Origin of the sequence: Leptospira haakeii, assembly GCF_002812045.1 — a bacterium.
GTDB classification, from domain to species: domain Bacteria; phylum Spirochaetota; class Leptospiria; order Leptospirales; family Leptospiraceae; genus Leptospira_B; species Leptospira_B haakeii.
Genome location: NZ_NPEG01000013.1, coordinates 1 through 14,417 on the forward strand (window position 1 = coordinate 1; position 14,417 = coordinate 14,417).

Annotated in this window: 11 protein-coding genes; 7 read left to right on the forward strand and 4 right to left on the reverse strand. The window is 39.6% G+C overall.

Annotation, left to right across the window (positions count from 1 at the left end):
* The coding region (locus CH377_RS15970) for a PP2C family protein-serine/threonine phosphatase (protein ID WP_100724757.1) at positions 1–2,098 on the reverse strand (2,098 nt) is incomplete at its 3' end.
* A 335-nt stretch (positions 2,099–2,433) separates the two neighbouring features.
* On the opposite strand from CH377_RS15970, the gene CH377_RS15975 reads away from it, so the two are divergent.
* Positions 2,434–3,510: a hypothetical protein gene (locus CH377_RS15975; protein WP_100724758.1), complete on the forward strand. Its 1,077-nt coding sequence runs from the start codon at positions 2,434–2,436 to the stop codon at positions 3,508–3,510.
* A gap of 73 nt (positions 3,511–3,583) precedes the next feature.
* Here CH377_RS15975 and CH377_RS15980 read toward each other — a convergent pair whose 3' ends face one another.
* Together CH377_RS15980 and CH377_RS15985 are read right to left on the reverse strand one after the other, a co-directional pair.
* Positions 3,584–4,168, reverse strand: a complete 585-nt coding sequence (locus tag CH377_RS15980) for a hypothetical protein (RefSeq protein WP_100724759.1) — start codon at positions 4,166–4,168, stop codon at positions 3,584–3,586.
* Between the two features lie 58 nt (positions 4,169–4,226).
* Complete coding sequence (locus CH377_RS15985; RefSeq protein WP_100724760.1) at positions 4,227–5,048, reverse strand: extracellular medium-chain-length polyhydroxyalkanoate depolymerase; 822 nt, start codon at positions 5,046–5,048, stop codon at positions 4,227–4,229.
* Between the two features lie 350 nt (positions 5,049–5,398).
* Between CH377_RS15985 and CH377_RS15990 the strand changes: the two genes are divergently transcribed.
* The 5 genes from CH377_RS15990 to CH377_RS16010 all read left to right on the forward strand — a co-directional run bounded on the left by CH377_RS15990 (position 5,399) and on the right by CH377_RS16010 (position 12,629).
* Positions 5,399–6,442 carry a DUF3089 domain-containing protein gene (locus CH377_RS15990; RefSeq protein ID WP_100724761.1) on the forward strand — a complete coding sequence of 348 codons (1,044 nt, stop codon included), beginning with the start codon at positions 5,399–5,401 and terminating at the stop codon, positions 6,440–6,442.
* Positions 6,443–6,548: 106 nt separating this feature from the next.
* Positions 6,549–8,867 carry a sigma 54-interacting transcriptional regulator gene (locus tag CH377_RS15995; RefSeq protein WP_100724762.1) on the forward strand — a complete coding sequence of 773 codons (2,319 nt, stop codon included), beginning with the start codon at positions 6,549–6,551 and terminating at the stop codon, positions 8,865–8,867.
* A gap of 96 nt (positions 8,868–8,963) precedes the next feature.
* A complete protein-coding gene (locus CH377_RS16000; protein ID WP_207797627.1) occupies positions 8,964–9,395 on the forward strand; it encodes a YiiD C-terminal domain-containing protein in 432 nt (143 codons plus the stop codon).
* A 297-nt stretch (positions 9,396–9,692) separates the two neighbouring features.
* Positions 9,693–11,993, forward strand: a complete 2,301-nt coding sequence (locus CH377_RS16005; RefSeq protein ID WP_100724763.1) for a neutral/alkaline non-lysosomal ceramidase N-terminal domain-containing protein — start codon at positions 9,693–9,695, stop codon at positions 11,991–11,993.
* Positions 11,994–12,083: 90 nt separating this feature from the next.
* Positions 12,084–12,629, forward strand: a complete 546-nt coding sequence (locus CH377_RS16010) for a glutathione peroxidase (protein WP_100724839.1) — start codon at positions 12,084–12,086, stop codon at positions 12,627–12,629.
* A gap of 92 nt (positions 12,630–12,721) precedes the next feature.
* Here CH377_RS16010 and CH377_RS16015 read toward each other — a convergent pair whose 3' ends face one another.
* On the reverse strand, positions 12,722–13,420 hold the full coding sequence (locus tag CH377_RS16015; protein WP_100724764.1) for a dienelactone hydrolase family protein: 699 nt from the start codon (positions 13,418–13,420) through the stop codon (positions 12,722–12,724).
* A 122-nt stretch (positions 13,421–13,542) separates the two neighbouring features.
* Between CH377_RS16015 and CH377_RS16020 the strand changes: the two genes are divergently transcribed.
* Complete coding sequence (locus tag CH377_RS16020; RefSeq protein ID WP_100724765.1) at positions 13,543–14,400, forward strand: ChaN family lipoprotein; 858 nt, start codon at positions 13,543–13,545, stop codon at positions 14,398–14,400.
* The last annotated feature ends 17 nt before the right edge of the window (positions 14,401–14,417 follow it).

The window sequence follows — 14,417 nt, forward strand, 5'->3', positions numbered from 1 at the left end:
CTTCTTCTATCCTGGATAAAAATGCCTCTTGGTTTTCGTTGATCTCTTTGCTTCCATCTTCTCGGAGTCCGACTATCAGATCGTCTTTTCCATCAGAACCTAAAAATAAACAATCTCCGGGTTTAAGCTGAAACGATTGAACAGTAAATGTTGAACTTGGATCGAAGGGTAATCCAATCCTATTGAAAAAATGTTTGGTTGGGATAAGGCTAGCTTTTCCGTTTCTATATAGAATAGGAGAAGGATGTTCTGCGTTTACTAAATATGTTTTACCTGTAGATTCTTCTATCACTCCTAAGACTGCAGTGACTAACATACTTCCTTCGAAAATTTCGAACACTTTAGAAAGTTCTAAAAAAGAGGATCTCAGCCAGCGTTGGGGACTGAACTCTAATGTTCTATCTTCGAATAGTCTGGTCCTGTTTAAGATAGCTCCGAATACGGAGCCTAAAACGATTGCACCTCCCGCGCCCTGGATGGATTTTCCCATTGCATCAGCGTTCATAAACACTGTACAATTTGCTCCTCCTATCTTGAGGCTGGTAGACATACAAAGATCTCCGCCGATTTCGTGATTTTGTTCTTTGAACGAGAATTGTTTTTTCTGGCGTGTAAATGATTCTACGAAAACTTTTCCGTTTCGAGCTGTTTCTATTCCGAAAGGTTTGAGAAGAAGGGAGGTTAAAAAATAATCTCCTTGCTGTTGCTCCAATAATTTTGTAAGTCTGGAAGTTCTGTCTTTAACCTGATCTTCTAATGTATCTGCGTATACGGAGAGGGCAGTTCTCGCTTCTCGAATGGAGCTAACCATTCCGTTAAATGAGTCGGTCAGAAAACCTATCTCGTCTTGGATTCGAACTTGGATTTTTGTGTTTAGATCTCCTTGGTTTACTTTTCCGATTCCTATTAATAAATTTTTAAGAGGATTCCAAATCGCTCCTCTGAAAAAAATTCTGAATCCGAAAAGTATTACAAATACAGTAATGAATAAAACAGCAAAATAAGGTCCGATTGCTCTATGAAGAAAGTTTCTATACTCTTCGTATGGGAATATTGCCTCGTATTTTCGATTTTCTAAATCGAATTTGTATAATACGGATCGGGATTCTTCTTTATTACCTTCTACAAAATAACGTTCAGCTTTTGAAGGAAAAACAGAGTCGTAATATCCTGAAGATTGTCTTGGGAATCTTTTAGGGGAGTCCGGGTTTGTTGGAATTCCAACACGCAATGACGGGTCCGGATCCGGAACGTTCTTCCTAATAAAAATCGAATTCTCAGCTTCTCTCAGTTTACTTAGATCGAACGTATCTTCTTGCCTGGAGACGGAAGCGAGTCCTATCCAATACAGGATGAGTAAGAATGTTCCCAAACAAATCCCGGTAATCCTGTTTAGAAAACGTGTTTGGTCCGAAGTGGTATTGATATAAAGCACCAGGATGACAAAACTTCCCGGGATCATAAAGAATGTATAAACCGTCAAAAAATCGGTTCTGGAGATCAGTCCTGCGCGGCTCATACTGTTTGCGATCACAGGAGGAAAGATAAGAAGAGAGAAGAATAGAACAAATAATCCTGTAAAGCGGTTGGATTCTTTGGAAGCAATCCAACTTCTCCAAATCCCCGTAAAAATCATTAGGAAAGAATAAACTAAAACCAAAACACCGAGGATCTTATTCTCTAACGGTAAGTAGAAAGTCCAGATCTGTTCTGAAAAATCAAATATGGGTTCTTGATTGAATGTGCTAAAAATATAATATACGGAGAAGCTAATCCAAACGAATAATTGGGTAATTAAGAAACGGAAAGCGAATTTTTCCTTTGCAGGACTTGGATAAAAGAAGAAGAACTGTCCCATACAAGAGAGCGCCGGGATAACAGCCAAGATCAACCATCTATGATAAGCAGCTATAGGAGAATCTATACTGTACGCGATCACGAATGAGAACGCGTGGATCGATAATAGAAAAAATGCCCCGGCCAGATAAGAGCTGGATTTGGATCTATTTCGGATTGCGGCTAAAAAACTTCCAAGTACCGCAGTGAATATACAACCGATCAGAGATCCAAAAGAAAAAAAAGTTAGCTGTAAGCTCATAAAGCCCCCACTGACTTTTAGCAGGAACTGTGCCAATGTCGGTTTAGATTTTTATCTTAAATGACTTCTCGTATCTTATATCCATTCGCCGTTTAATTTATTTCAATCGTTTTGAAATCTAAAGCAGTGATTGTTTTCAATCAGTATGGCAAAGAACAGTCGATCGATTTTAATCAGCACTCTATTGGAACGCAGTATTTCTTTGTTTTATGTGCGTTTCTTGAGAAAGTTTTATAAATTTCTTTCTGGCACGAAAACTGCTTAAGGAGGTTAAGTCTCCTGAAAATTCCAAAACGAATTTCGGAGACTCGTATAAAAAAACGAGGAGAATGTTAATGCGATACGGATGGAAAGGGACATTAGTGAGGGCATTTGTTCTATTACTAATTCTTCCACTTATGATCTTACCGATCTCTGCAGAAGAAAAGGAAACTGCGGAACCGCCTAAAGATAAATGGAGAGTTTTACTCGGAGCCTTTGCCGGCCAATTCGATTTACAATTACAAACGAAACTTCCGTTCAACTATGTAAATCCAAGTTCAGGTCAAAGAGAAATTCCTTCTTTAGGTAGGGCGAGTGGGCTTACACAAAACGGGGCCATGGATTTAGGAGCAGAAGGGATCGGTCCTCAGAAAGGACTCCAGTTTATGATCCTAAGCGACTCATTGGTTTTCCAAGCAACATATGCCAGAGTGGATGTGAATTTTGTTCCTCTGAGAAAACCTCCGATTGGAGTGAATACCGCAGAAGGAAATGCAGGCGGTAATGTTTATTCTACCAACTTGGATTATTATATGAACATAAGTCGTTATGTCCAACCAATGGTAGGGATAGGATATGCAGCCTTCGGAGCCTATTATAAGGCGCGTAACGTTGTTGGTACCACTGTTGGTAACGGACTTTACGAATCATTCCCTACCATAGATGCAGACGATGGATATAGTTCCGATGTCGGGAAGGCAGGACTTCGTATCAAGTTGCCTATCCAAAGCTGGTACATTACTCCGTATTTCCAATATGCTGGTAACGAATATCATATTAATGTAAGAACCACTGCGGGGACCGTACAAAACAATGTGAATGGATATCCTGCGGACCCGAACGGTATGTTGGATGCATGGTATTACCAAGGAGTGGGCTCGGTAAGCACTGTAGATTCAATGACTCAGGTTTCTAGACAAGCAAGAAGTGCAGGTGTTGTTTTCTTTATGGATTACAAAAAGTTCATAAGCCTTACGATCAATGCGAGAAGGAACTTTACTCAAGCTGCTTGGAACGTTTCTGCTACCCTGTTGGTATTCCTGCATCCAAATATGGGGATCATGGCGAATTACGCATACTCGGAGCCAGAGATCTTATTTAGCTTTAATAGATCTTGGGCAATCGGACCCGTATTCACTACTACGTTTTAAAAGGATATATCGGATAGGAAAATAGAAAATAAAAAAGGTCGATCTTAAAGATCGACCTAATGCGTAAATAAGGCTAAAGGTTTCCGTTCTTTTTAGAAAGTTCGGAGATCGATCGATCCAAAGATTCCAATTCCGTTCGGAATTCTTTTTTCCGGGTCTCAGAAAGTTCTTCTTTAAGCTTTTCGAATGTTTTGTATAGGATCTCACGGAGATCCTTTTTTTTTCTTAACTGCAAAAGAATATATTCTTCTTCTTCGAAAGTGTTTAAACCGGTAAAAGATCGTTTGTTCTCTAAATATTCTAGTTTTTCATGAAAAGATTTCACCATTTCTGCGTGGTTTGGATCGGGGCGAAAAATATTTCTTCCTAAGTTTTCGAAAATCTCCCTGGTCTTGGATAAAAAAGGGAAACCTACTAGTTCGGTTAATACAAAATCATCCGAAAAATCTTTATCCGAACTATTTTCAGGAATTTCCTCCGCCAAAAATGAATCATCGAGAGTTTCCGCAAAGCTGAACTGTTCTTCCGAAGGCTCTCTAACCTTTGAATTAAAGGAGCTGTCTGGATCAGATTCGGAGAATATAAAATAAAAACAAAATACTATTGCAGCGAAAAGAAATAAGAAGATTAAAACTCGGAATTTGGATGTAGATCTCATAGGCTTCTTCCTAAAAAAAGAATCCGGCGGGGAACACCGGATTCGAATTGGAATTTACTTAACGGTATTGGTTAAACCAAGAATATATTTTTCCTGCAGATGCGGATACCCATTCATGCCCAGCTAGGTAGTCAGTATATCTATCCGTAGGAATTCCTTGGGATCTGAGTTTGTCATAATACAAATCCATGGTCCACCAAGGAACTACAGCGTCCAAGAATCCGTGCATAAAGAATGTTGGCGGATGATTGGAAGGCAGAGTCGGAACAATACAGATCGGTCCGCTGCAAGTAGCATAAGAACCGGATTGAATTGCCAATGCTTTGAATTCTCCAGGGAAAGATACTGCCATACGGCTTGTATTATAGCCTCCGCTGGAAATACCGGTTGCGAATTTTTTATTCGAATTGATCGGTCCAAAACTTCCATTACGGATTGCAGCAAACAGATTATTTAAGAAAATATAATCTGCAGTGAGTTCATAGATTGTAGGCAAGTTTGTTTCCCAGAAAAGATCCAACCCCGCGTCCGGAGCGATCACTGCGAATCCATTATCCAACATCTTCTCAATGACTTTTACTTCGTAAAATCCACCGAACGGAGCCCCTTGTGTACGGGAAAATTGTACCGTAAAGAAAGATCCTTGGTACATCACTACCACAGGCCATCCTCCTGCAGGAGCAGTTCCTTCAGGTACTTGGTATCTTACATCCCTGAATATCCCAGGTCTAGCTTCGATTTTTTTTGTAGAGTAAGAGCAACTAGTTGTCTTTATCAAGAGACCGGTTGTTTTACAACGAGCAGCATCCACTTCCTCAGCACCTGCAAATAACAAGGCACCGATCAGTATAGGCATTAACATCGTGATTCTCTTCAGCATTTTTTTCCTCCCCGAGCCGAATTCGTTCGGCCGGTATGTTTCCTAAAGCAAGACCTGTGCCTAACGCAAAAAATGTTTTGCATAGCGTATGTTCTACAAAATAGATTCAGAATTTTGAAAGTATTCGCTGAATCGTTATTCTAAGAAAATTGAGATGATCATTTTCAATCGCCGAAAATGGACAATTGATTGATTTCAATCGATTTCTATTCCGCAAAATCAACAGAATCGCCGTTATATGCTAAGGATCGTAAGATTGGAACTTTCTCCGCTCGGCACGGATATTGCTTTCTGTCCATTATTATCTTTCCCAAAATAAAATCAGAGGGAAAGAGGAGGATTTCTAACATATGAGACTTTTCTTATATTCTTCTTTGTTGTTTTGGGGATTTTTATTTTCAAACTGTACTTCGATCTTTTTGTATTTGATCAAACCTTCCGGTCCTTTTGTACAAGAGAGTGTTCCGGCTTCTCCCGATTATTCTAAAAAAGAATCTTGGGCAGCACTTCCTGAACTGAAAGATGATCCGGATGAGGTCCCTACAATTTCCGGTTTCAAGGATGGGCAGAATAATGCTAAGGCAGATGTATTCTTTGTTCATCCTACCACTTTTATTAAGGCGGAAGGATGGAATGCTGAGATAGGAAGTAGTCTGATCGTTTACGGACTTTCTCCTCTAAAAATGCAGGCCTCCGTTTTTAATGAGTCTGCGAAAGTATATGCACCTAGATACAGGCAGGCAGCGTTATATTCTTTTATAGATGATTCTGGAAATGGAGAGAAGGCGTTCGAGATCGCAAAAAAAGATGTACTCTCCGCATTCGATCATTATCTAAAACATTATAACCAAGGAAGACCATTTTTTATAGCAGGTCATAGCCAAGGTTCTATGATGCTTGTCCATGTATTAAAAGAATATTTAGATAAGAAGAAGGTCCCGAACTTTGTCGCAGCATATCTCCCTGGTTGGGCCATACATTCTTCTGAATTTAAAAATCTGAAGGTATGCGCTAACTCCAAAGACCTTGGATGTTATATCAGTTGGAATTCTAAAAAATGGGGTTCACAACTTTCTGATTTTGCGCTTCCTCCGGAGAGATATGTAGGAGGAGTTTGTGTAAATCCGGTTAACTGGACTCAAAATAGTCCTGAAACTCCTAAAGAAGAACATAAGGGTGGAGTGGGAATCCAATTTTCTGAATTAGATAAGGCTTATATTAGAACTAAGTGCGAAGGGGAAATGCTTTGGGTAGATCTACCTTCTAATCCAAATTACGAATCCAGAAGAGGGAATAAGAAAAATTTTCATATTTCGGATTATGGACTCTTCTATTTGGATATCAGAGAAAACGTAAAAGAAAGATTAGAAGAATATTTTAATAAAAAAAGGTAAACGTTAGAATTATCACTTAAGCGGCGTTTCGACTCGATCCAATAAAATCGAAATGTCGCTTGACCTTCCGTTTCGGAATGGTCTTTTTAAACTCCACTTTTATTTCATGTATCTTCAATTCCTGACCCTTTCCTTTTTGATCGCAGTTCTTCTATGTATCTTAGGAGTAGTGTATTGCCTTAGTGTAAAAAATAAGATCTCTGGGATCAGAGAGTTAATGCTCTCTTTCCTATGCTTAGTTATTTTATATTCTGCATGTGTCTATGCTTCCATAGAAACGGATCAAAGGGGAGCATTACATAGATGGATCACGGTTTCCGCCGCATTATTTGCTGCAGTCTTCTACCAAAGATTTTTTCTAAAATTTCCTTCCATCGTTTTTCCTAAAGTTTCTTCTTATCTTTTTAAGATCCAATTAGCAATCGCTGCATGTATTTCTCTCTGGTTCGTATGGGAAACAAAAGATGCAGTCAAAACGTTTAGATTTAACGGACAATACTGGGACTTAACCGCAACATTTCCAGGAAGAGTAGTCGCGATCTTTTCTTTGTTCTTAGCTTTGAGTGTCATTGTTATTGCAATCACTCAGATTCTAAAGAATAAGGATCAGAAAAAAATCGCTCTTGGGGGGATTTTAGGTTCTTTCTTCTTAAATTTTCTGATACCTACAATCTATCTTACCTTATTCAGATTGGGACAAGTAAGTGCAGAGGTTTTCGTAAATGCATTAGCGATCTCCGTCATTTCCGGATTTTTTGTATTCCACATATTTTTTGTGAGTTATGGAGGACATAGGACCTCTCTCACTGTTAGGATCTTGACCATAGTTCTTGCGATGGCATTATCCGTGACCCAGGTAATGTCCGGTGGACTGAGTAAAGCGATAGAAAACGAATACGATAGTATCCAAACTAATGTATTACAAAATGCGAAACTATCTTCTCCTCCTAAGGATTCGGTTTTTCTTTCTAAAATTGGAGAAAATACTTCTAGATCGGATCTGAGTGCGGCGGTTTTAGGAGTTCGCTCTTTTATCCTGACTTCTTCCGGAAAACCCCTTATCGTATATCAGAATTTTATAAATAATACAGAGATGGGATTGGAATATTCTTCTTATAGAAGTTTTGTTCACGGATATGTTTTGGATTGGGCGATCCGACTTTTTATAGGTCTTTGTGTATTGATTTTCGGATTCCTGATTTTTATGAAAATCTCCATATTAAACCCATTATTCGCCTTATTAAAAGGTTTAGATAGGGTAGAAGGAGGTGAACTTTCCGTCGAAGTCGAAGTTCGCAATAAAGATGAGATAGGACTATTGACCCAGGCATTTAATGCGATGGTCCGTTCTATTCGAGAAGCGAGACAGGAACTACAGCAGTATACTTCTAATTTGGAAAGAACCATTTTAGAAAGGGATTCTATTTATTATGCTGTTCCTCAAGAAAGGGTTTTATCTAATAAAACCTTAATATACGCATCAAGAAGTATGCAGGCAGTCGTGGATCGTGTAGAAAGAATTTCAGGAAGAGAACAACCTGTATTGATCACTGGAGAGACAGGAACCGGAAAGGAGATCATTGCGGGCCTGCTTCATGAATTAGGAAAGGGGAAGGACAGTCCATTTGTACCAATCAATTGTGCTGCAGTACCTGCGAATCTTTGGGAAAGCCAGATCTTCGGATATGTAAAAGGAGCTTTTACGGATGCAAAATCTGACTACGCAGGTTTGGTTGCAGAGGCAAACGGAGGAACATTATTCTTCGATGAAGTAGGTGAGATGCCGATCGAGATCCAGCCTAAAATATTAAGATTATTGCAAGAACGAAAATACAAACAGGTGGGAGGACGCTCAGAGCTTAAGGCGGAATGTAGGGCAATTTTTGCTACTCACAGAAACTTGAGATCGATGGTAGCAAAGGGAACTTTTAGAGAGGATTTATATTATAGGATTAATGTATTCGAAATTGGGATCCCACCTTTGAGAGAAAGAAGATCCGATATTCCATTTCTTACGAATCGGTTCATAGAACATTATTCCAAACAAATGGAAATGGATAAACCCAATATAAGCGAAGAAGTTATGGATCTGTTCTTGGAATTTCCTTGGTCGGGGAATATACGTGAATTGGAAAACTGTATTATCCGAACTCTTGCGGATTTAAAAGGAGATCATATTAAGATTTCCGATCTTCCCTCTGAATTATTAGAACTCAAAAGTTCACAAAGAGAAGAGATGGGAGACATGCCGATTTCAAACGGATCTTACGCTGCCGGATTTGAGCCATTGGTTTCTATGTATTCCAGAAGATTAATTGAAACAGCATTACAGAAGTGTAAAGGAAATAAATCCGAAGCTGCTCGACTTCTGAAAATTTCCAGAGGAAAACTTCAGTACCAGATGAAAATGCTGGATATGGAATGATTCAAAAGTTCGTTTTACAAACGAATCTAAGAATAAATCGATCATCCACATTCTTTTCGATTTGATATAAAACGAACTGAATTTCTAACTAGGTATATGACAGAGAAATTCGACGTTTTGTCCATACCCTTCAATGTACATATCCAGCTTTCCAGACCTAAACAGGGAGAAGATGCTCTCTTAGTTATGGAGGATAAGCCTATTTATAAAAACCACGTAGGCTCAGGACATGCTGCGGCGTTATTCGCTCTCGCAGAAGGGAGCGGAGGAGAATATTTACTTTCCAAAGTGGCTTCTCTTCCTTTCGAAATCATTCCGGTAGTTCGCAAATCCGAAGTAAAATACAAAAAACCTGCACAAGGTAGGGTTGTCTCCAAAGGAGTGATCAACGAAAAAGAATGGTCCGCGTTCATGGCCCAGCTTGAGAAAAAAGGAAGAGCAGGGCTTACGGTTGGAGTAGAACTTTTTGATGAGACCCAAGCGAATGTAGCGAGTTTTAGTTTCGATTGGTTTATTGCTAAGAAATAAAATTTTTCCTAATTAGATTTGATATCAGCTCAAGCTTAAAATACGAGACTGTATTTCTATTTGGGCTGTTTTTCTTATAGACCCGCCAATCTCGCAGCCTCACTTACATTGATGTACCGATCACTTATATTTTAATTATAAAGTTGTCCGGTGGGTAATGCTGATACGTTCGAAATAAATTCAAAACTTATAATGTTTTTTTCGAACGTAAGTGCCTACTTACATCTTTTTTAAAAATCGTTTGACCTTCCTTAAATTTCGGTTACCCCACTTCGTTGAACTGTGGAGGCAAGGGAAATGAAAAACAAACAAACGAAATTTTTAACCCTAGCATTGGCTCTGATCTTTATCCTAACCGGTTGTGATCAGAAGTCAGACGACGATAAATTATTAGAACTGGCCGTTTCTTCTAATGGAGTGAAGGAATCCAGCTCTAATCCTATTCTAAATAGTCTCGCTTTACCTACATCTACCCCTGCGGATGTGTTTTTGGTAGGTGCAGCTAAGGCTGATATTACTGGACCTTTTGTACAATCAAGCACCGGATATAATAGCCCTGGTGATGAGATGTCCGGTTTGGCTATGAGGCTTTATTCAAGAGCGTTCGTGATTGAACGTCCAGGTGGGGCGAGAGTAGCAATTGTTACCAACGATATGATCCATATGTACCAAAGCGTAAAGATCGGCGTCGTTAAAAAATTGCAAGCTGACGGCTATGGATCTGCGTTTAATAATGATAATGTCCTTTTGTTTGCGACCCATACACATTCTGCTCCTTCTAACATCTCTTGGTACACATTATTCAATTTGTTCAACGGAGTAATCGGTTTTGATAAAGTTCACTATAATATAGTGGTGAACGGTATCGCTGAGTCTATCAAGGCGGCCTATAATAATAGAAGAGAGGCAAGGATCAAATTTGCTGCAGGGAATCTTTCCAATTTCGCAAATAATAGGTCTTCCTCTGCGTATGCATGGAACTTGGACAAAACAAATTATTCTTCAAACATAAACGAGACAATGAGTTTGCTTCGTTTTGAAGGGACAGATGGTTCTCCGATCGGATTATTGAACTGGTTTGCGGTTCACGGAACTTCTCTTGGGATTACAAATCGTAGGGCTCATGGAGATAATAAGGGTTACGCTTCTTATTTAGCTGAAAGCACATTTGGTGGGAACTTTGTAGCCGCATTCCCTCAGGGTCCTATGGGAGATGTGAGTCCGAACACTCCGGATCCTTCCGATATTACGAAACCTTTCTTAAGACCAAATGATATTGATCCAAGCTTAGATGCTTTGGAAAATCCTATCGTTCATGGAACCAAACAAGGAAGTCGAGCATTAGAATTGTATAATGCAGCCACCACTACACTTACCGGGAATATCGGTTATAGACATTCTCATGTAGTTTGGAATAATAAAGTTGCTGTAGATCCTTCCTATATCGGGACCTTCTCCATGCCTTGGGATATTGGCACTGGAAATACAACCTGTGTTGCGACGATCGGTGGTGGATTTTTGGCAGGAGATGAAGAAGGCGCTCCTGTAGAGTTCGCAAAAGAAGGCGAGATCCGAAACAATTACGTGTTCGAGAATGGAGCCTGGGTTAAGAAAAATTATTCTTTAACTAATTTAAGCGGTGCCGCTCAGATCTTAGGGTATCTATGGCCTCTTGCTCAATTAGCATTGGGTTCCACGAAATATGAGGCATGCGATAAGGAAAAATTCACTCTTCTTCCTGTGGGAGAAGTTGATAGTTTCTGGTTTCCAAATCCTCAGGTACCTTTTGTTCCTGTGGTTCTTCCATTACAAGTGATCACGATAGGCAACACTGCGATTGTGGCTTCTCCTTTCGAAGTAACGACGAATGCGGGAAGAAGGTTGAAAGCAAAGTTAACTACAACTCTTGCTGCAGCGGGGATCTCCAACGTAGTTGTAGGAGCAATGGCAAATGCTTATGCTCAGTATCTGACTACTCGTGAAGAATATTCCGCTCAGAACTTCGAAGGTGGATTTACCGCTTATGGCCCTTGGGCGAATGCAGCACTGATCCAAGAGTTTGATCGGATCGCTAAGGATATAGTGGCGAATCGTTCCACAACTGCAGGACCGAATCCTCCTGATCTTTCTAACCAACAGTTTGTTCAGACTTGGCTATCTCAAAACGGTATAGTTAATGATGGAGGAGATTTCGGAAAAGTTCTAACTGATCCTAGCTCTTCTTACAATAGGACCAAAGATACCGTGACGGTCAAATTCCAAGGTTCACATCCTAGGGTGGTTCAGGATAAAAAACTGGATGGATCTCTTTCTTCTTTTTATGATCCGAATACTTATACGTATTTAGAAATCCAAAAGAAGAACGGAAGCTCTTGGACTACTGTTGCTAACGATAATAATCCATATACGGCTTATGATTGGGCAAGAACCGGCGGAGATCTTTCTGCTACATCCGAAGTAACTATCACTTGGTTGATTCGTAATCAACAAGCAGGAACTTACAGAGTTGTATACAATGGTTTGGCGAAACAGTTCTGGGGAATTTTCTGGACTTACAAAAAATTCACAGGAACTTCCAAAGAGTTTGTTTTGCAGTAAAACGATCTTCTCTTAAAAAACCGGTTTAAGACCGAAAGAATATCCCGGAAACGGATGGACCTGTTTCCGGGATTCGGATATGATTCCACTATGGCTCTCAAATCCGTTTTGATTTTACTTTCCTTACTGATAGTTTCCTCTTCTCTTTATGCCGCACCTAAAGCGGTTTATGATTTTACTGTGAAGGATATCAAAGGAAAGGATGTGGCACTTTCCAAATACAAAGGTAAGACCTTACTTATCGTAAACGTTGCTTCCAAATGTGGGTATACCTACCAATATGAAAATTTGGAAAAGGTATATAAAAAATACAAAGGGAAGGGTTTCGAGATCGTTGGCTTTCCTGCGAATAATTTTTTATCCCAAGAACCGGGCAGCGACGCAGAGATAGAACAATTTTGCAGAGTAAAAAAAGGTGCAACCTTCGATATGATGTCCAAGATCTCGGTTAAGGGAGAAGATCAACATCCCCTCTATACCTATCTCACTTCCAGCTCTCCGGATCCAGGCGATGTAAAATGGAATTTTGAAAAATTCCTGATCTCTCCTGCAGGAAAGATCGTAGCGAGATTTCGTTCTGGAACTGAACCGGATAGCAAAGAGGTCATGGATGAAATTGAGAAGGTCTTAAAATAAGGGATCTCACTTTCGGGATAATTTTATTCTACGCGATGTAGGAGCTCCAACAGCATTGCAAATGTAGTGTAGGAGTTCTTACGAGCAGATACTTAAATATGTTCTTTCAAAAAAGCTAATGTGATCGCCCAGGCTTGAGCGGCAGAAGTTTTATGATAAGCTGCTCTCGCATCACAAAAGAATCCATGCTCTGCTTCCGAAAAGACCAATTCCACATAATTTTTTCCTGAGCTCTTTAGTAGTTCCGATATCGCAGCTATATGAGTTTGTTTTACACTTCTGTCCTTGCCTGCCCAAACTAAAAGTAGGGGTGCATTTTGTTTGGGGGAATATTCCTCCGAAGTTTGGACAATCCTAGATCCGTAATATGAAATGGCTGCCTTGAATGTAAAAATTGAATTTGCAAAAAACGAAACCCATCCACCTAAACAATAACCGATACTCGCGATTCTATCCGGAATACTTTTAGGATTGGATTTGATCCAATCCAAGACTGCATTCAGATCTGATTGCAAATTTTCAGGAGTTAGCTGGCTAAAATGAGGTTTTAACGCCATAAAATCTTCGTAACTTCCGGCAAATCCGGGAGGAGCAGTTCTATAATAAAGTTCGGGAGCGACTGCGAGATAACCTTCTTTCGCAAATCGGACTGCAACATCTTTGATATGATCGTTTACTCCAAAAGCCTCTTGTAATACTAAAATGCAAGGAGAAGGAGAAGAATCCGGATAAGCCACGAATGTTTGCATTTCTCCATGAGCTGTTTTAATGATAATCGCTTCCGTATTCATTTTCACCTCTTTAAAAGCAGGTAGAATGATCCGATGATTCGGATCCTTGTCGATCGATTTACAACCTTCTAATACCTATTTAAGTTCTTTTCTTTTTTCTTTCGATTTCCAAACTAAGTTTCATGCTGGTTCGTGTTTTTTGGTTCCTTCTTCTTTTCCCTACTTTCTTATTCTCCCAAACTTTTAGTCCTGAAGTTTATGATTCAAAAAATAAATCTAAGGTAGATTTTTCGTCTATCATAGAAATGGCGAAAGATGCGGATGTTATCATTTTTGGAGAAGAACATAATGATAAGGTGGGGCACGCTTGGAAATTGGAGGCCTTTAAAAATTTGGCCTCCACATATTCTACACTTCTTTCCTTGGAAATGTTGGAGAGGGATCAGCAAAGATCAGTGGATGAATACTGCAAAGGAGAGATCACTGAAAGAGGTTTTTTGAATTCTGGAAAATTTTGGCCGAATTACCAATCTGATTATCATCCAATGGTTTCTTTCGCGAAAGAAAAAAATCTTCCTGTGCTTGCGGCTAACGCTCCCAGAAAATATGTGAACCTTGTATCTCACCAAGGATTGGATTCTTTGTATAAGATCAGATCTCCTTTTCTTCCTCCTAGATATACTTATAATTTATTCAGACAAAAAGAATACGAAGAACTTCTGTCCGCAATGATCGCAGAACATTCTCCTACAGGTTTTTCTCCGGATAAACAAAAGTTTATAGATGCTCAATATGTTTGGGATGCGTCTATGGCCGATTCGATTGCGGAGGCATATTTTTTATTAAAAAGAAAGATCGTACATGTGAACGGAAGATTTCATTCTGATAGAAGTTTGGGGCTGACATATAGGCTGAAACAGATGGGCCTGAATGTTTTGACGGTCAGCATTTTTCCTTCAGAAGAAGGGAAAAGTTTTCAAGAAGAAGATTGGAAATTGGCTGATTTCCTGGTAATCACCGAAAGAAAACCGGTGCCATGACACTTTCTTGCTTGTAG